This window comes from Paenibacillus sp. sgz302148 (genome assembly GCF_056120465.1).
The window spans coordinates 179,515-197,841 of the sequence record NZ_JBVYOJ010000004.1 but is presented as its reverse complement, the minus strand read 5'-3'; the positions used below and the strand labels follow the sequence as shown (position 1 = coordinate 197,841).

Below are 18,327 nucleotides of genomic sequence, written 5' to 3'. Positions count from 1 at the left end.
TCCTCTTCGGATCCATCTCGAACAGGAGGGAACCCCATGTCAGGATTAACGTTGAAACAAATCATGTCAACCGATTGCGTGACGGTTACGACACAAGATAATATTTACGAAATCGCTCTTAAAATGAAGCAGCATGATATCGGATTTATTCCCGTCGTTGAAGGTAAAAAGTTGATCGGCGTCGTAACCGACCGCGACCTTGTCGTGCGCGGGTATGCCGAGAAGCGCTCCGGCTCAGGCGCCGTGGAACAAGTCATGAGCAAGGACATCAAGACAGTTCCATCTTCCACTACCGTAGAAGAGGCCGCGAAGCTGATGGCCAAAGAGCAAATCCGCCGCTTGCCGGTCGTTGATAACGGCGAATTGATCGGCGTCGTGGCGATCGGAGACCTTGCCGTTCGTTCGAAATTCGAGGATGAAGCGGGACAAGCGCTGAGTCAAATTTCCGAGAGCGACAAAACGTTTGCGACAATGCAATAAAAGCAGCCGATCCGGCGAAGAAGTTCGTTTTCACTTTCGTGAAAATGGACTTCTTTTTTAGATCGCTTCGTATCCCGCAAGGTTCCGCATCCACTCGAATTCAGACCCCACTTTTGTGGGGTTATTTTGCAAGATTGAACGATAAAAAGGCAGGTTGGCAAAAGTGAAGAGTTATGAATTTATACGGCGACTGCCGATGCGTGCGCAAGCGGTTATCGCGAAATCGCCTTGTTATGCGGATGTGGAATTGGCCGAGCCGGACAGCTCCGATATTTCGCTTGAGCGACTTGTAGGAGATGAGGGCCGGCTGAGAGCCATCTATGCTACGATAAGCGAATTGGAGAAGCTTACGCTGGAACGGATCGTGAAACGCTTCGGTCCGCGCCCTTTTGAAATGCGTCAGCTAGAGAAACAAGATCATGAAATGTTCGAACAAACCGACGGACTGCTAAGCGGAGCGGAGCTTAAAGTCGGTCTTGCCGGGCTTAGGCGTCACGGTATCCTGTTCGCGCTGCGCAAATCGTGGGGAGAATATTTGTATGTGCTCCCGACCGATACGTACGCAATTATGCTAAAGCTCCTGGCAGGTAACCCTGTGGCGCAGCCCGAAGAGCCGAACGCGCTCGCGCTTCATTGGCGCAGCGTTACGGTAACCGATCAGCCGAAGCGCAGCCTCGAGCAAGAACTGTTTTATACGTTGGTATGGATCGCGAACAAAGGATTGCCCTTCACGCAAAAAGGTACGTTCAACAAAAAAGGCGTGCAACGTTTGGCCGAACAGCTGGCGCTGAAAGAGAAAGATTGCGTCATGTTGGCATCGAATGCGCAGTTGCAGTATAGCAATGATTCCGCGGTTGCCTTCGTATGCGAAGTACTCTTTCAGCTTGAGCTTGCAGAGCAAGCGAAGGATGCCGTTATCATAAATCCGGCGGCGCTATGCGAGTGGATGCGTTTAACCCCTGAGCAGATGCGCAAAGAGCTGCACCTGCTGTACGCTAGAATATACGCGGCGCCCGGGCTCGAACCGCTTGCCTTTGCCTCAGTGGACGGGTTGGGAGCGGATTGGACGCCGGTCAGCCGATTAATGGATTGGCATCGGATAAACGGTCTGTCGACGGAAATAAAGGAAGATGCCTTACTCGAGTTGATGCTTGGCTGGTTGCGTCAATTGGCATCGTTCGGGTGGGCGGAACTCGGATATGCTCCGGCGGAGGACGGTGGTAAGCCGATACAAGTATTTAGGTATATTGCGCCGCTTAAGGAAGCCGACAAGAAGGACGAACTTTTCGTTCAACCGGATTTTGAAATTATCGTTCCGCCCGGGGTTTCTTATTTTATCCAATGGGAGCTGGAATTGATCGGAGAACGCATTGCGGTCGATCACGCCGTAACGTACCGGCTGACGAAGGATAGCATTCAGCGTGCTGTAAGGAACGGTCGTACACTTCATCATATACTGGCGTTGTTGACGGCGAACGCCAAATACGGGGTTCCCGACAATGTCCTTGCGACTGTGGGGGAATGGGTTGCGCAGGTTACGCAACAGGATGTTATGAATGACGTTTCATCTCAGAATCTGTACCCGAACCTGGATGAATTGCATCATAGTGCAGGCGGGCGGGGGAAAAATTTCAATGAAATAAACAGCCAAGAGATGAAAGCGATTGTTTACACAAAATGTGCGGTGCAGTATTATGATATTGAGACTAAGTTTCCAAGCTTAGATGAAATATATCCTGAGTACGACGCATTGCCATCCGCCTGGTTGAAAGATTGCCGCACTTATCATCATTCGACCCGCAAGCAATTGATCCGCAAAGCGATCGAATGGAGAACGCACTTGAAGCTGAGGATGAGCGGAAACGACATCAAGTTCGTGCCGACGCGCCTGCACGAGCAGTCCGGTGCATGGAGCGTATCCGGTATGCTGCAAGCGGAGGAGCGCAATCTGATGCCCGACGAGTGGGAGGAAATGCAGCTCGTATTGCCGGGAATCAACGAAAAGGGATGATCGTTATGCATATTGCCGACAACTATACGATCGATATGGTGTCGTTAGTATCAAACGCCTATGAACTAGGCGATTTAATAAACGGTTCTACGGAAGTTTCCGATTATTTATATTGGAAACAGCAAGTGGAGCAGAACGAAAGCATTCAGCAGCTTACCAAACTGTTCGAGAAGAAAAAAGAGATGTTCGAGGAGTGCCAGCGCTTCGGCCATTTCCACCCGGAATATCACAAGGCGAAGGATGCTGTGAAAGAGGTGGAACAACGACTGGCCGAATTCGAAGAGGTTCGCCGGTTCAAGATGGCCGAACAAGTTCTCGACAATTTGCTTCACGGCGTATCGGAAACGATTGCATATGCCGTATCCGAATCGATAAAAGTGCCAAGCAACGATCCTAATCCGAAAGGCGGAGGTTGTGGCAGCGGCGGAGGCTGCAGCGGCAACTGCGGGTAATGACCGCTGGAAAGCTCCCGGTTTAGGAATCATCGCGGCATGGGGGGAAGAGAGGGTTTACATGATTGTTGAACGGACAGGACTCATCGTATGGGTCAGCGACTTGAAGGCGGCGCGGAACTTGGAGAAATACGGCTCCGTTCATTACATGTCGCGTAAAATGCATTACGTCGCGATGTATGTTAATGCAGACCGTGCGGAAGATACGATACGCAATATTCAAAGACTCGGTTTTGTCAAAAAAGTCGAGCGCTCATACCGCAACGAAATCCCGACCGAATATGACGGCGATTCTGCAGATAAAACGCGGTTTTATACGTATTAGAACATGACTTGAACGATCGCTCGCTGGCCTTGTGGCCGGCGGGCGTTTTTTTGTTCGGTGCCGAGGCATGGGCAACACGATATGAAGCGATATTCGCTCGCCGATGCAAGATCACCTTGTTTCTGTTGGAAAAATTATTGAAATGATGTAATATATATTTAGGTATATATACATAGCGATATTAGGTATAAAGACCTGCTTCAGGGTGAAAGAGAGGTATGATGATGAAGGACAAAATGATGGAGCGCTGGAATACGTATGAGCCGTTTTACGTCGTCTTAGGAGACAAAAAAGTCGCGGATATTGTCATCACCAACCATGCCAGAAGCAGGTGGGCCGACCGGGTGGAGAGCGAAAAAACCGGTTATGAGGACATTGCAGCGTTTTTATGGGAGAAGCTGCGGGAAGGAACGATCGAATCCTATTACCGCAATGAGCAGGATGTTTATTTGATCGAGGACGATCTCGTTGTCGTCGCCGAGTTCTCCATGCTGGACAATGAGTTCGATATTGCCGGCAATCCGCTGCACAAAATGATTATCGTTACTTTTCTCGGCCGTATGTCGGAAACGATTGAATTGCGGGATTTGAAATCGTATTATTCATGGCTGCGCCATTCCAGGCGAATGACATTGATCAAAAACAGCCGCAAAAGAAAATGAAGCATTAGGAAGAAAGAGGATGCAGTCATTAGGCTTCATCCCCTTTTTTGTTTTGTTTTGATATAATATTTGAAAGATTAAGTTTTCAGCGGAGCTGAAGGAAGGAGCAGGAAATGGCGCTAAGTTTTCATCAGCTTCACATCTTCTATACGGTTGCCGAAAAAGGCAGTTTCTCCGCCGCGGCACAATCGCTGCACATGACGCAGCCTGCGGTGACGATGCAGGTGCAGGCGCTCGAGGAATATTTCGGGACGAAGCTGTTCCACCGCTCCACGAAAAAAATCGAGCTTTCCGAGGCCGGCAAGACGCTAATGCCGTATGCGCTCAAAAGCATCGAGTTGATTAAAGAAGCGGACATATCGATGTCCAGATTTACGAAGATGCTGAAAGGGCGCCTTCAGCTTGGGGCCAGCCTAACGATCGGCGAATATATTTTGCCGCGGATGTTAGGGCCGTTCGGCCAGGAGTACCCGAACATTTCGATCAGCATGAAAGTGATGAATACTTCGCAAATTTTGGAGGATATATTAAACCATCAGCTTAACTTCGGATTGATCGAAGCGGCGGTCCAGCATCCCGACGTTCACCTGGAAGCGGTTTTGAACGATGAGCTGAAGCTGATCGTCCCGTCCAGCCATCCGCTGGCCGAAAGAGCTACGCCGGAAGACGTCGTCTCGATCGAGGATGTGCTCAAATACCCGTTTGTGCTGCGCGAGCAAGGCTCGGGAACGCGTCAGGTGATGGAACAGGAGCTGATGCGCAACGAAACCGATCCGCGGCAGATGCACATCGTTATGGAGCTGGGCAGTACGGGCGCTGTCAAATCGGCGGTCGAAGCCGGGCTGGGCATTTCCATTATTTCGCCGTCCTCGGTCAAGCATGAGGTTGCCTTAGGGCTTGTTCGGGTGCTTTCGATCGACGGGTTTTCGTTCACACGGAAATTTTACGCTATTTATTTAAATACAACGATACTGCCGATCTCGGCGGTGACGTTTTTATCGTTTTTGCGCGAACGCGACATTAGCCAGTGGCTATGACAAATGGAGGAGTTTATGGATACGATGCGATATGTCGACTTGCATTCGCACACGACGGCATCGGATGGCGTTCATGCGCCGTCGGAGAGCGTCAAGCTTGCAGCGCAAGTTGGATTAAGCGCGCTGGCGATTACGGATCATGACACCGTGGCAGGCATCGAAGAAGCGATGGAAGCCGGCAAGAAGCTCGGCATCGAAATCGTGCCCGGCGTCGAAATCAGCACGGTGGCGAACGGACAAGACATTCACATTCTCGGTTATTACATAGATTATCGCGATAAGCTTTTTTTGCAACGGCTCAAACAATTGCGCGATACGCGCGACCGCCGAAACGAGATGATGATCGAGAAGCTGCAGCAGCTTGGTCTGGACGTGACGCTTTCCGAAGTGATCGAGCATGCGGGAAAAGCCGATCCATCGAAGGAGCAAGAGAAGGGGGAGACGATCGGAAGGCCGCATATCGCCGCCGTTTTGCTTGCCAAAGGATATGTCAGCTCCGTTAGCGAAGCGTTCGACAAGTACTTGGGTCGCGACGGCAAAGCCTATATTAACCCCCCGCGCATCACGCCTTTTCAGGCCGTCGATTGGATTCGGGAAGCGGGAGGGACGCCGGTGATCGCCCATCCGGGCCTATACCATGACGATGAACTGGTGGAGCAGATCATTAGGTATGGCGTCGACGGCATTGAGGCTTACCACTCCGACCATACGGCGGAGGATGAATCCCGATATGCGGCAATGGCCGCCCGGCACGGGCTGATCGCAACGGCGGGCTCGGATTTCCACGGGGAGCGCGGCGGCGAATTATTCCATGCGTATATCGGGGACCGCAAGACCGGCATCGATATATTGAAGCAGTTGAACAAACGCAAGAATACATAATGACAATTGATACCGGGGATGGGACGAATGGCGATACGCAAAGCAATATTGCCCGCGGCAGGGCTCGGAACCCGATTTTTGCCGGCGACCAAGGCGCAGCCCAAAGAAATGCTGCCGGTCGTGGACAAACCCTCGATTCAATATATCGTGGAAGAAGCGATCGCTTCCGGCATCGAAGATATTATTATCGTTACCGGTCGGAATAAACGGGCGATCGAGGATCATTTCGACAAGTCGCTGGAGCTCGAAGCGATTCTTGAGGACAAAGGCAGCGATGATCTGCTGTCCATTGTGCGCGGCATATCCAATATGGCCGATATCCACTATATCCGGCAAAAAGAGCAGCTGGGACTCGGGCATGCCGTCTACTGCGCGCGCAAGTTCATCGGCAACGAACCGTTCGCCGTGCTGCTCGGCGACGATATTATTTCGTCAGAGCCGCCTTGCTTGAAGCGCATGATCGATTTGCATAACGAAACCGGAACATCCGTCGTTGCAGTGCAGCAGGTTCCATGGGAAGAGGTGCACCGGTACGGCATTGTTTCGCCGGACGCGCAAGCCGAGACGGTCCATGGACATCGATATATCGCCGACCTGATCGAGAAGCCGGACCGGCAGTCGGCGCCGTCGAATATGGCCGTAATCGGGAGGTATATTATCCAGCCCGAAATCTTCGATATTTTGCGGACGTGCAAGCCTGGACGGGGCGGCGAAATCCAGCTGACCGACGCGCTTCGCGAGCTGAATCGGAGACATCCGATGCTTGCTTACGGCATCGAAGGCAAACGATACGATGTGGGAGACAAGCTGGGGTATATCGAGGCGACGATCGAATTTGCGTTGGAGCGCGAAGAATTGGCTCCGCAATTGAAGGAATATATGCGGTCGCTGATGCGCCGCTGGGACTCATGATAAGAATAAAGGTATGATGAAGCCCCCGGGCCACTATGAAGTGGAGCGGGGGCTTCTTATTTTTACGGCGTATTTTATTGCTTCACGACAACGGGCAATTGCTTGACAAGCGATTCGTCGGGCGTGACGAACAGCGTCTTCTGATGATCGTAAATGACGAAGCCCGGTTTGGCTCCGTTAGGCTTGCGTACGTGGCGGATCAACGTGTAATCGACCGGAACCTGGCTCGATGTTTTCGCCTGGCTGTAATAAGCTGCAAGCTGAGCGGCTTCTTCCAGGGTTTTGTCGCCGAACTCGATGCTGCGGATGACGACATGGGAGCCGGGAATGTCTTTCGTATGCAGCCACGTATCGTTTGCTTGTGCAAGACGGTTCGTTACGTATTCGTTTTGCGTGTTGTTTTTCCCTACATAAATCGGCACGCCTTCGCTGGACGTAAAGCAATGCAGCGCCGGGCGGTCGATTTTTTTCTTCTTGCGCAATTTTTTGGCGCGGTCGCGGATATAGCCTTGTCCGATCAGCTCCTCCCGAATTTCGTCAATATCGGAGAGCGACGCATGGTCGAGCTGCTGGAGCAGCGAATCGAGATATGCAATCTCGTCGTGAGTCGCTTGGATTTGCTCGCCGACGACGATCAGGCTGTTTTTGCTTTTCGTGTAGCGCTTGAAATAACGCTGGGCGTTCTCCGAAGGATTCAGCAGCGGGTCGAGCGCAATCGTGACCGTCCGCTGTTCCTCGTCGTAATAATTGATCGTTTCGAGCTGCTTATCGCCACGCTTGATTAGGTGTAAGGATGCGGTCAGCAGCTCGCCGAGAATCCGGTATTTATCGGCATCCTTGGCTTCTGCGACCGTTTCGCGCAGCTTGTCCAGCTTTTTGATGTTTTTTGTTTTTTCATTTTGCAGAAATCGAAGCAAATCCGAGGTCCGCTGCTTCACCGTATCGCGTTCCGCTTTATCCCCATAGAAAGCTTCCAGGCAGGTGCTGATCGAGCTAAACGTTTCGGTCTCACCACGGGGATGAGTGAGCGCCAGTGCGGAGAACACGGCCTTCCCGGTTGTTTCATCGTGGATTAGCGTCGGCTCGAAACGGTTTTCGGATACGGCGTGCATGACCGAAACGAACACGCGCGCGATGGCGTGAGCGTGCTCGCGAATTCGGTCGTCGTTCGCTTCCGCCGTTATCTGGCGCTGGGCGTCGCTGCGATGGATCAATTCCGACGCCACAAGCGGGCTCATGCCGCTGAACGATTGGACGAGCAGCGAATCCAGCTTGACTGGTCCTTGCTCGCTCTCATTTGCAAGACCGGCAACAATTTTGTCGCGAAGCAGCGATTCAAGTTCATCGAGCTTAATATGAAGCGGGTTCAGCTTCCCTTGCTCGGGCGGCGATACGTATAAGCTCCCGGGCATAACGACGCGATAGCTGCTGATCGCCGGCGTTACGTGATGAATGCCGTCCAGAATAACGCCTGTGGCCGGCTCGATCAATATGATATTGCTATGTCTGCCCATCATTTCGATGATGATCGTTTTGACGCCGATATCGCCTAACTCGTCACGCTGGCGGACGGTCATTCGGATGATGCGCTCCATGCCGACTTGCTCGACGGTTTCGATAACGCCGTTTTCGCAATGTTTGCGCAGCAGCATGCAGAACATCGGCGCTTCCAGCGGGTTCACGAACTGCTGCTGGGTCAGATGCACCCGCGGATAAGTCGGGTTAGCCGACAGCAGCAGCTTATGGTTTGCGCCTTGGGCGCGTAATTGCATCACGATGTCGTTGTTAGTCGGCTGATGAATTTTATTGATTCTCCCGCCGACGCATTGCTGCAATTCGTGTACGACGGCACGAATGACGATTCCGTCTAAAGCCATGTTTTCTCCTCCAAGCCAATCTAAGTCATCTCTATGATGCCATACTTTCCGCCAAAACTTAAGGGCAAGTTTCGTTACAAGTTAAAATAGCCTCCAAAGTACCTGAATCCACTACAGAGCGAAACTACACTTTGTGGGGGATGTTTAAGGTTTCCTGGGGTCCCCGCAAAGTACCTGAATCCACTACGGAGCGAAACTACACTTTGTGGGGTTTATTTTGGGATATTTTCCGGCTTGTCTGAATAGATTTGTCCTAAGTGATGAATAGCTTGTCACAATGCAATTCCGTCTGGAGGGGAACGGAGAATGGATCGGAAAATGTGGCACCAAATGACGCTGGAGGAGCTTCTGCCGGCAGTGAATCTGCATTCGGAGCAAGGGCTCTCCGCGGATGAAGCGAAGCAGCGGCTGGAGCAATTCGGCCCGAACGAATTGTCGGAAGGGGAACGGGTTTCTCCGATTACATTGTTGCTCAATCAATTTAAAGACTTTATGGTGCTTGTGCTGATGGGAGCGACATTGGTTTCCGGGCTGCTCGGCGAGTACCTCGACGCCATCACGATTGTGGCGATTATTGTAATTAACGGCATTCTGGGCTTTATTCAGGAATTTCGCGCCGAACGCTCGCTGCGCGCCTTGAAGGAGCTGTCCGCACCTACGGCGAGAATCGTCCGGGGCGGCAAGGTATGCCAACTGCCGGCGCACGAGCTGGTGCAAGGGGATATCGTCATCTTGGAAAGCGGCGACCGGATTCCCGCCGATATCCGGTTGATCGAGACGAACAGCTTTTATGTCGAGGAATCGGCATTAACGGGCGAGTCGGTGCCGGTCAACAAGCATGCGGAGCCGCTGACGCAGCAAGATATCCCGCTGGGCGATCAACGGAATCTCGGATTCATGGGGACGATGGCGACGCGCGGAACGGCCCGAGGCATCGTCGTTCGGACCGGCATGGAAACCGAAATGGGCAAAATCGCCGACTTGATTCAGAATACGGAATCGATGGAAACGCCGCTGCAGCACCGGCTCGAACAGCTGGGCAAAATATTGATCATCGTGGCGATCGCGCTGACGATCGTTGTCGTCATTGCAGGCATCATGCACGGACAGCCTGCTTACGGGATGTTCCTCGCCGGGGTCAGCCTTGCCGTCGCTGCGATACCGGAAGGGCTGCCCGCCATCGTTACGATCGCGCTCGCCCTCGGGGTGCAGCGGATGATCAAGCGGAAGGCGATCGTGCGCAAGCTGCCTTCCGTGGAAACGTTAGGCTGCGCATCGGTGATATGCTCCGACAAAACGGGGACGCTGACGCAAAATAAAATGACCGTTACCGATTTATGGATCGGCGGCTCGCATTTGGAAGTGACCGGCGAAGGCTACGAGCCTACGGGCCAACTCCTTGCTAACGGCAAATCGGTAGATGTTCGCAACGACCAGGCATTGCGCCGGCTTCTGCAAATCTCCGCATTGTGCAACAATGCGTCGTTGTTCGAAGCTTTTCCTGCCGAGCAGCGGAAAAAGAAAACGAAGGAGCCGCTGAAGGCGATTTGGCAGGTGGACGGCGATCCGACCGAAGGCGCGCTGGTCGTTATGGCGGCCAAGCTGGGCGTCACGCAAAAGTCGCTGCAGCCGCAATACAAAAGATTGCGCGAATTTCCTTTTGATTCGGATCGGAAGCGGATGTCCGTTCTCGTGGAGCATCAAGGCGGGCAATTCGTTTGCACCAAGGGCGCGCCCGACATGCTTCTAAACCAATGCGCATACATCCTCTGGGATGGCAAAGTCGTGCCGTTTACGCATACGCTCAAGTCGAAAGTGCTTGCCGCCAACGAGGATATGGCGAAGTCGGCGCTGCGGGTGCTGGGTTTGGCCTACAGGGACCTGAAAGCGACGGACCGGCGCGAGGATGAAGGGGATGTGGAATGCAATCTCGTCTTTGTCGGCTTGACGGGCATGATCGATCCGCCGCGCAAGGAAGTGCGCGAAGCGATTTCCACCTGCCGCAAGGCCGGCATCAAAACTGTCATGATTACGGGCGACCACCAGACGACGGCGGAAGCGATCGCAGGTCAGCTTGGCATCATTCCACGGGGCGGCATGTCGCTGAACGGTCAGCAGCTTGCGTTAATGTCCGATGAGGAGCTTGATGCGAAGGTCGACGATATTTACGTATACGCTCGCGTTTCGCCCGAGCACAAGCTGAGAATCGTTAAGTCGCTGCAGCGCAAAGGCCATATTGTCGCCATGACCGGCGACGGCGTCAACGATGCGCCGGCGATCAAGGCGTCGGACATCGGCATATCGATGGGCATTACCGGAACCGACGTCTCGAAAGAAGCGTCCGCGCTCGTACTCGGCGACGATAATTTCGCAACGATCGTGGCCGCCATAGAGGAAGGACGCGGCATCTACGAGAACATCCGCAAATTTATCCGGTATTTGCTCGCTTCCAACGTCGGCGAAATATTGACGATGTTCCTGGCGATGATCGCCGGGCTGCCGCTGCCGCTCGTGCCGATTCAAATTTTGTGGGTCAACCTGGTCACCGACGGATTGCCTGCGATGGCGCTTGGCATCGACCAGGCCGAGAAGGACTTGATGCAGCAGAAGCCGCGTCCGGCCAGAGAAAATATTTTTGCCCGTCGCTTAGGCTGGAAAATCATTAGCCGGGGCATATTAATCGGCGTTTGCACACTGGCGGCGTTCTGGTTGGTGCTGCAAGGAGGGCCGAACGGCGATTCCGCCCAACTGACGAAAGCGCAGACGGTCGCATTCGCAACACTCGTTATGGCACAGTTGATCCACGTGTTCGACTGCCGCAGCTCGAGGTCGATTTTCCATCGCAATCCGCTGCAAAACCGCTACCTTGTTCTTGCGGTCATTTCATCGCTGCTACTGATGATAGGCGTATTGTATATCGAAGCGCTGCAGCCGATTTTCAAAACCGTTCCGCTTGGTCTACAAGACTGGATCATCGTTCTTGTCGCCGCAGGCATACCGACATTCTTGATGGGGCTCGGCAGCGTGCTTCAGCCAACCCGCAAAGGCAAAGGAGCCGTCAAGTTCGGTTCCAAACCGATGGTTCGTTAATCGTCAAATAGTACAAATATTCATCGGGATAGTCAATGCAATTGGTGCTCCATTTACTGTAAAATTGAGCTAATTGATGTCTGTCCCGCAGGACGGGCGGTATGCAAAATGATACAAAGTAAAGGGAGATGGCCTCTAGATGAATTTCACCAAAATGCACGGATTAGGCAACGATTTTATCGTCGTCGCCGGAGAGCGGCAACTGCCAAGCAATGCGTCCCAGCTTGCGATAGAGCTGTGCAATCGTTTTTTCGGAATCGGCGCTGACGGGCTCGTCTATATATTGCCTTCCGCCAAAGCCGATTTTATGATGCGGATCATGAATTCCGACGGCTCGGAGGCGGAGCAATGTGGCAACGCGATTCGTTGCGTGTCCAAATACGTATACGATAACGGTTTAATCGACCGCGAGGAAATTACGATCGAAACGATTGGCGCCGGCGTGCAAAAAGTGCAGTTGAACGTCGCAGGCGGCCAAGTCGCGACGGTGCGCGTCGATATGGGTGAGCCGATCCTGCAAGGGCTTCAAGTGCCGACGATCGTCGACCAGGACCGCGTCATCGATTATCCGATCGAGGTAGACGGGCGGCAGTTCCGTTTTACAGCGGTTTCGATGGGCAACCCGCATTGCGTTATCTACGTCGACGATGCCGAGGGCTTCGACTTGGCAACCTGGGGGCCGAAGCTGGAGACGCATCCTATGTTTCCGCGTAAAATCAACGTGGAGTTCGTTACGGTCCAATCGCGTGACTACGCGGATATGCGGGTATGGGAACGCGGAGCAGGACCAACGCTTGCTTGCGGTACGGGAGCATGTGCAACGCTTGTGGCGTCGGTATTGAACGGCCATACCGATCGCAAGGCGACGGTTGCCCTGAAGGGCGGGGATCTGTACATCGAGTGGAGCGAAACAGACAACCACGTTTATATGACCGGGTCTGCCCAGGTCGTGTTTCGAGGCAGTCTTGCTTAATTAACGGAAATGAAATCTAGGAACGGGAACGGCAGAGAGGAAACTCTTTGCCGTTTTTTCATTGGAGGCGTCTTAAATGCGTTGCCGCATAGCATGCAGGAACGGCGAATCGACGTTTAGAATGGTACCAAGTCGTTAACAATATAGCAGTACCATTTCAACTAAGGGGTGTATACAAAATGAAAAAAGCATTGCTTTTTGCCGCATGCTTGCTGCTGTTTGCGACGACGGGCTGTTACGGAAACGAGCCGGCTGCCGTGGAGGCGAATGCGCCGGCAAGCGTCGAGCTGACGGTCGATATTATGAACGCCAAAGGAATGAAGGTAGGGAAGGCGAAGCTGCGGCAAGTCGAACTCGGCGTTTCGATGGACGTCGAAGTGAATCATCTGAAGCCGGGCAAGCACGGTATTCACTTCCACGAAATCGGCAAATGCGTAGCGCCGGACTTCAAGTCCGCCGGCGAACATTTTAATCCGAATTCGAAGCATCACGGCTTCGACAATCCGGGCGGTTTTCACGCGGGCGACTTGTCCAATCTGGTCGTTGGGCCGGACGGCAGCGCCAGGGCCGAGTTTTTCGATTCGAGCGTCACGCTGGAGAAGGGCAAGCCGAATTCCTTGTTAAAAGAAGGCGGTACGGCACTCGTCATCCACGAGAAGGAAGACGATCTGAAATCCGACCCGTCCGGCAATTCCGGCGATCGGATCGGCTGCGCGGTCATTCGTTAAACCAGTATCGGACATTTGATGGGTCATTTCGGGTGTTCGTTAGAATGAGTCAAATTAACTCGGTTAGATTGTACGAAAGCAGACGGTACCGTCTGCTTTTTTTGTGTATCTTCGGTTGCAGGATCAAGGTTAAGTGCCGGGAGAGTATGAACGAGTCAGAACTGCAATTGTGCATCTATTTTCCCTAACCAATTGGCAAAATCGTATAATAGATGCGAATGTACATTTATTCGTAGCAAAATGACTCGTTTTGGACGAGAGGGCTTGAAATAGATGCACTTTTGCAGGCTTTGCCTCCTACAGTACGCACGGGCCCGGGATAACTGCACTATCGCATCTATTTTCTAACCATGATGCTCATCGGAACGAACGACCAAATCGAAGAACTCGAGCATACCGTCATCCGATAAAGTGGATCGATCTCCGCATCTTCGAACGGTAAACGGATGGAACCGATGCATACATCCAATGGTCGACTGCATGAGCGCCTCTACTTATACGAGGCGATGCCGCTCTTGAAGGCTTCCTCGTCCTGATTTTCCAACCCGAACAATGCTTCCTGCAAAGCGAACGTCCCTGCATAAAAATCGACTCTGGGCAATAGCGCCTCGAGATTCGGATAAGCTTCGGCAGTCATTCGTACGAAAGAAATGCCGTAAGAGCCCGCTAAAGCCGCAAAGTCGACCGCCGGGTCGTCCAGACAAGATCCGCCGAAGTCGATGATGCCGGCGATCGATTGCTTGTCCGGATCCCAAATGATGTTGGAGGTGCCGAAATCGCCGTGAATAAGAACATGGGGGATAGCCGCATGCTTCGGCTCGCCCAGGAAACGTTCAAAATGGTTCGCAACGTCCAGCCGGGCTTCCTCTCTCATATGAGGGAACAGCTTGCCGCGAATGCGCTCGTATAAATTGGACCAGGCGGAAATGCCGCCGTGCCGGGGCTGTGCAAATTGGTGCCGATCGTCGTTCGGGATCGAATGCAGCTCTCTTAGAAAAGTTCCAAGTTGGACGGCTAAACGCCGCCTCACCCGAATGTCGCCGATACTCTGCATCGCCGATTGCCAGAGAGGTTCGCCGGGAATCATCCGATATCCCGCAAAAACATGTCCGACTCGATTAGCAGAAAAGCAGCAATAAACGGGCTCCGGAATAGGCAGAGACACGCGCTCCCGAACAGTGCGCAATATCCGAACTTCTTCCGCCAGTTCACGGATGCCGGCTTCGTATTTCGGGAAACGGAAAACGAGTTCGCGATTGACGATAAACACATCGTTATTTTGACCGATCTCGTTATGTTCGATCGAATGAATCGAAAGATTAGGAAATTCTTCTTCAATGTGCTGCTTATACAACGGTTTCTTGTCCAAGTGGAGCTCCTTTCGGCCTCTACATGCCTGCAGATACCAGCTTTTGATAAGATTTATCGCCGTCCAACAAAACTTCATGGTTTCCACTGGCAGCCACTTTTCCTTGATCGATAACGTAAATCGAATCGGAATTTTCGATCGTCGAAAGACGGTGCGCGATGACGATCGTTGTTTTCCCTTTGCGGCTCGAATCCAAATGCTCCTGTACTTTTCTTTCCGTTTCCTGGTCAAGGGCCGAAGTGGCTTCATCGAGAATCAGAACTTCCGGATTGCCGAGCACGGCGCGCGCGATAGCTAATCGTTGTCTTTGTCCGCCGGATAAAGTAATGCCTCTTTCGCCGATGACGGTTTCGAAGCCTTCGGGCAGACCGTTGATCGTTTCATGAATTTCTGCGATCCTGCAAGCTTCCGCTATTTGCTCATCCGTGAATTCGCGGCCCATCAAAATATTGTTTTTCACCGTGTCGGGAAATAAATAAGGCTCTTGAAATACAATGGCTACTTTGGCAGTCCAATCACGCCGGTTTATGCTTGTTAGCGGAACATCATTGACCGTGATACCGCCTGCTTCGGGATCGTAAAATCGTACGAGAAGCTGGGCTATGGTTGATTTTCCGCCGCCGCTCGCGCCGATGATCGCTGTCTTGCGCCCGATCGGAACGTTCAAGTCAAGTCCGTCCAAGATCGGGGTTCGGTCCGATGAGTAACGAAATCGGATATGTTCAAGCCGCAAAGATTGGATAGGCTGCGTTAACCTGACGCCGCCATCGTTGATATGCTTCGTCTCCAGCAATTGTTTGGCTCGATCGATCGCAACGAAAGATTCGTTCATTCCGAGTATAAATCCGTATAAGCCTTGGAACGAGCCGATCAATTGATTGGCGAACTGATAAACTACGATAAACAGCCCGATCGAGAGCCGGCCTTCGAGGACCTGATAGCCGCCGATGATGAGGATTAACAGATTTCCCGCCCAACTGAGAGGATCGGTCCAGAACATTTGCTTGTTTTTCAGCTTGGCGTTGTCCATCAATTTCATGAAGTAACGCTGAAATCCAAGATCGATTTTGCGCTTCTCCCATTCTTCTCTATGAAATGCAATGACTTCCCGGGTGGAGGATATGCCTTCCTCGATATGTACGTTTAGATCGGAGCGCTGCTGCTGGATCTCGCCCGCCATTTTGTTGATTTTCGGAGCGAAGTATTTGCCGGCCGCAATATAACCGATGCCAAACACGACGAGGGCTAATAGTAAAAGCGGATTCGCGTACCCGATGACCGTCCCCAAAATAATCAAATTGAATAGATGCTCGATACCGCTCGGAATCTGGTAAGCAAAAACCGAGGATGTGCGCAGCAATTCGTTCAAGTTCGATACGATGCTGCCGATCCGTTCGCCATGGTAATTTTGGACCGGCATTCGAAAGATATTATTCATAAAGTCGTGACGCAAGAGAATTTTCAGCTTGGTGTCTACGCGTTCAAACAGCATGTCTTTGGCTACCCACGAAAAAAGATACGTAAACGCAATCAGGCAAAAGAGAAGCACGTAAGGCACTAGCTTATCGTGTTCGCCATTCAAAAAAATGTCGTCGATTATGAACTTTTGAATGCCGGTAATCCCCAAAAACGTGATGACGGAAACGACGAGCAGCAATAAGGCCAGAAAATAAAGCCCTTTGCACTGCCGAATATAATGAATGATCCAGCTAAACCGCCTCAAGTTCATCCTCCTTCCCTTGCATCAGCTCGTACAATCTTCCTTTGCGCTGCATCAATTCATCGAAATAACCGCTTTCCGCGACTTTGCCGTTCTCCATGACCACGATCGATTGATATTGGCGAATCGTCGACAAGCGATGGGCGACGCAAATCGTCGTACGTCCGTGAAGAAGCTGCTCCAAGGCACGGTTCACTTCGTGTTCGCTCATATGATCCAACGCCGATGTGGCTTCGTCCAACACAACGATTTTCGGGTTTTTCACAAACATGCGGGCGATGGCGATCCGTTGCTTTTGCCCTCCGGACAGCTTGTTGCCTCTTTCTCCGAGCAAAGTTTCGTAGCCGTCAGGCAGCTCCATGATAAAGTCGTGAGCGTATGCCGCTTTGGCTGCGGCAATGACTTGCTCGTCGGTCGCATCCGGATGGCCGAATCGAATATTGTCCGTAACGGAAGCGCCGAATAAATACGTTTCCTGAAAAACGTAACCGATCGACTCGCGCAATTGCTTGAACGACAAGCGGGATACGGACACGCCGTCCAGCAGAATGTCGCCATGTTCCGGATCGTAGAAGCGCCCAAGCAGCTTCAGTACTGTCGATTTTCCGCTCCCGCTTGTTCCGGCGATGCAAATTTTTTGGCCGGGAGAAACCGTCAAAGAAAATTCGTTGACAACATGGGAGGAGGAAGTGTACGCAAAGCGGATGTCCCGAAATTCGATTTTTCCAAGCACAGATTGCAGTAATATCGGGGAGACATGTTCTTTAACGGCAGGTTCCGTTTGACATGAAATCATAAAGCTTCTCCGCGCTGCGAACTTGCACCTTCTGCTGTGACCAACGCGTGACGAGGAAGGTGATACCGAACATAAGCTGGAAATAGAGCATGACGAAAGCGACCAATTCGCCTGCGGTCAAAGCATTTTGCCGGATAAGGATCCATCCGAATACGAACAGCAGAACGGCGCCTCCATATACGGCGATTCTGCGCATGACGGCGTACAAATTAATGTGGACGAAATGCAGGAACAAGGCTCGGGATGCTTTGGCCATTAGCGCAGACAGCTTCCTGAGATCCCATTGTTCCGCCCCGTAAACGCGCAGCTCGAGCAAAGCGGCCAAACTGTCGTATTGCTTTTTGTCGATTTCTTTGACATAACCGTTATGTTCCCGAATGTACTCAACGCCTCTTTTTTCAAAGTAAGGGCCTGCAATAACGTAAAAGATCGTGCAAGGAATAAAGATGAGAGCGAGCGTGCCGTTAATTGTCGTTAAAAAAACGAACGAACATACAAGTGTGATCAGAGATTCGGCTATTCTCGGCATATGATTTCTGTATACTTCCTGAACGGCGGGAATATCGGTATGAAAAAACGAGAGCGTTTCGCCGACGGAATGTTTCTCGAAATAAGCGAACCCAAGCTCGCGCATTTTGCGGAAAATCGATATTTGCAAATCTCGCGCGGCCTTCTCCTGAAATATTTGCGAAATCGTGTTTTTTGCGGCGTTTGCGATAAGCATGAGCACAACCATGACGGCAATGATCCCGACAATCCACGAGAATTGCCGTGTATCGTGATTCGGTAAAACGGAGTCCACGAAAATTTGAACGAACTTCGGAATCAGAATCGTCGTTATGCTGCCGAAAAGACCGCAAAATAAAAACAAAATAAACGACTTCGCGTAGGGCTTCAAATAAGAAAGACACCACAAATACAATTTGAAAAAGCTTAACGGTTGACTGCGGTTTACCGTCGCATCCATTGCGGCACTCAATGATACTCCCCCTTTTCCATGATTTGATCTACAA

Annotated in this window: 16 protein-coding genes; 11 read left to right on the top strand and 5 right to left on the bottom strand. The window is 51.9% G+C overall.

Features of this window, described 5'->3' with window-relative positions; genetic code table 11:
* Positions 1-36: 36 nt before the first annotated feature.
* From AC0LWM_RS08040 to galU, 8 genes are all read left to right on the top strand, one after another.
* Complete coding sequence (locus tag AC0LWM_RS08040; RefSeq protein ID WP_474674388.1) at positions 37-480, top strand: CBS domain-containing protein; 444 nt, start codon at positions 37-39, stop codon at positions 478-480.
* 163 nt (positions 481-643) lie between these two features.
* Complete coding sequence (locus AC0LWM_RS08035; RefSeq protein ID WP_474674387.1) at positions 644-2,491, top strand: helicase-associated domain-containing protein; 1,848 nt, start codon at positions 644-646, stop codon at positions 2,489-2,491.
* 5 nt (positions 2,492-2,496) lie between these two features.
* A complete protein-coding gene (locus AC0LWM_RS08030; RefSeq protein ID WP_474674386.1) occupies positions 2,497-2,943 on the top strand; it encodes a YlbF/YmcA family competence regulator in 447 nt (148 codons plus the stop codon).
* A gap of 61 nt (positions 2,944-3,004) precedes the next feature.
* Positions 3,005-3,268 (top strand): YlbG family protein, encoded by a 264-nt coding sequence (locus tag AC0LWM_RS08025; protein ID WP_474674548.1) that lies wholly within the window; start codon positions 3,005-3,007, stop codon positions 3,266-3,268.
* Positions 3,269-3,492: 224 nt separating this feature from the next.
* Positions 3,493-3,930: a hypothetical protein gene (locus AC0LWM_RS08020; RefSeq protein ID WP_474674547.1), complete on the top strand. Its 438-nt coding sequence runs from the start codon at positions 3,493-3,495 to the stop codon at positions 3,928-3,930.
* Positions 3,931-4,043: 113 nt separating this feature from the next.
* Positions 4,044-4,967: a selenium metabolism-associated LysR family transcriptional regulator gene (locus AC0LWM_RS08015; RefSeq protein ID WP_474674385.1), complete on the top strand. Its 924-nt coding sequence runs from the start codon at positions 4,044-4,046 to the stop codon at positions 4,965-4,967.
* A 24-nt stretch (positions 4,968-4,991) separates the two neighbouring features.
* Entirely contained in the window at positions 4,992-5,849 is an 858-nt protein-coding gene (locus tag AC0LWM_RS08010) for a PHP domain-containing protein (protein ID WP_474674546.1), read from the top strand.
* 27 nt (positions 5,850-5,876) lie between these two features.
* Positions 5,877-6,761 (top strand): UTP--glucose-1-phosphate uridylyltransferase GalU, encoded by an 885-nt coding sequence (galU, locus tag AC0LWM_RS08005; RefSeq protein ID WP_474674384.1) that lies wholly within the window; start codon positions 5,877-5,879, stop codon positions 6,759-6,761.
* Positions 6,762-6,835: 74 nt separating this feature from the next.
* Here the strand turns inward: galU and AC0LWM_RS08000 are convergent, their stop codons facing one another.
* Positions 6,836-8,638, bottom strand: coding sequence for an Rqc2 family fibronectin-binding protein (locus AC0LWM_RS08000; protein ID WP_474674383.1), 1,803 nt, complete (start codon positions 8,636-8,638; stop codon positions 6,836-6,838).
* A gap of 306 nt (positions 8,639-8,944) precedes the next feature.
* Here AC0LWM_RS08000 and AC0LWM_RS07995 point away from each other — a divergent pair, with 306 nt between their 5' ends.
* The 3 genes from AC0LWM_RS07995 to AC0LWM_RS07985 all read left to right on the top strand — a co-directional run bounded on the left by AC0LWM_RS07995 (position 8,945) and on the right by AC0LWM_RS07985 (position 13,429).
* The gene (locus AC0LWM_RS07995; RefSeq protein ID WP_474674382.1) at positions 8,945-11,728 is read left to right on the top strand and encodes a calcium-translocating P-type ATPase, SERCA-type; all 2,784 of its coding nucleotides are present in this window, start codon (positions 8,945-8,947) and stop codon (positions 11,726-11,728) included.
* 139 nt (positions 11,729-11,867) lie between these two features.
* Entirely contained in the window at positions 11,868-12,701 is an 834-nt protein-coding gene (dapF, locus tag AC0LWM_RS07990) for a diaminopimelate epimerase (RefSeq protein ID WP_474674381.1), read from the top strand.
* Positions 12,702-12,880: 179 nt separating this feature from the next.
* A complete protein-coding gene (locus AC0LWM_RS07985) occupies positions 12,881-13,429 on the top strand; it encodes a superoxide dismutase family protein (RefSeq protein WP_474674380.1) in 549 nt (182 codons plus the stop codon).
* 490 nt (positions 13,430-13,919) lie between these two features.
* Here AC0LWM_RS07985 and AC0LWM_RS07980 read toward each other — a convergent pair whose 3' ends face one another.
* The 4 genes from AC0LWM_RS07980 to AC0LWM_RS07965 are packed head-to-tail and all read right to left on the bottom strand — an operon-like array spanning position 13,920 to position 18,293.
* Positions 13,920-14,798, bottom strand: coding sequence for a phosphotransferase family protein (locus tag AC0LWM_RS07980; RefSeq protein WP_474674379.1), 879 nt, complete (start codon positions 14,796-14,798; stop codon positions 13,920-13,922).
* A gap of 19 nt (positions 14,799-14,817) precedes the next feature.
* Positions 14,818-16,521, bottom strand: a complete 1,704-nt coding sequence (locus AC0LWM_RS07975) for an ABC transporter ATP-binding protein (RefSeq protein ID WP_474674378.1) — start codon at positions 16,519-16,521, stop codon at positions 14,818-14,820.
* Positions 16,508-17,314, bottom strand: a complete 807-nt coding sequence (locus AC0LWM_RS07970) for an ABC transporter ATP-binding protein (RefSeq protein WP_474674377.1) — start codon at positions 17,312-17,314, stop codon at positions 16,508-16,510. Before AC0LWM_RS07970 ends, AC0LWM_RS07975 begins: the two co-directional genes overlap by 14 nt.
* Entirely contained in the window at positions 17,283-18,293 is a 1,011-nt protein-coding gene (locus tag AC0LWM_RS07965; protein ID WP_474674376.1) for an ABC transporter transmembrane domain-containing protein, read from the bottom strand. The genes AC0LWM_RS07970 and AC0LWM_RS07965 overlap by 32 nt, the downstream gene beginning before the upstream one ends.
* Positions 18,294-18,327: the final 34 nt, after the last annotated feature.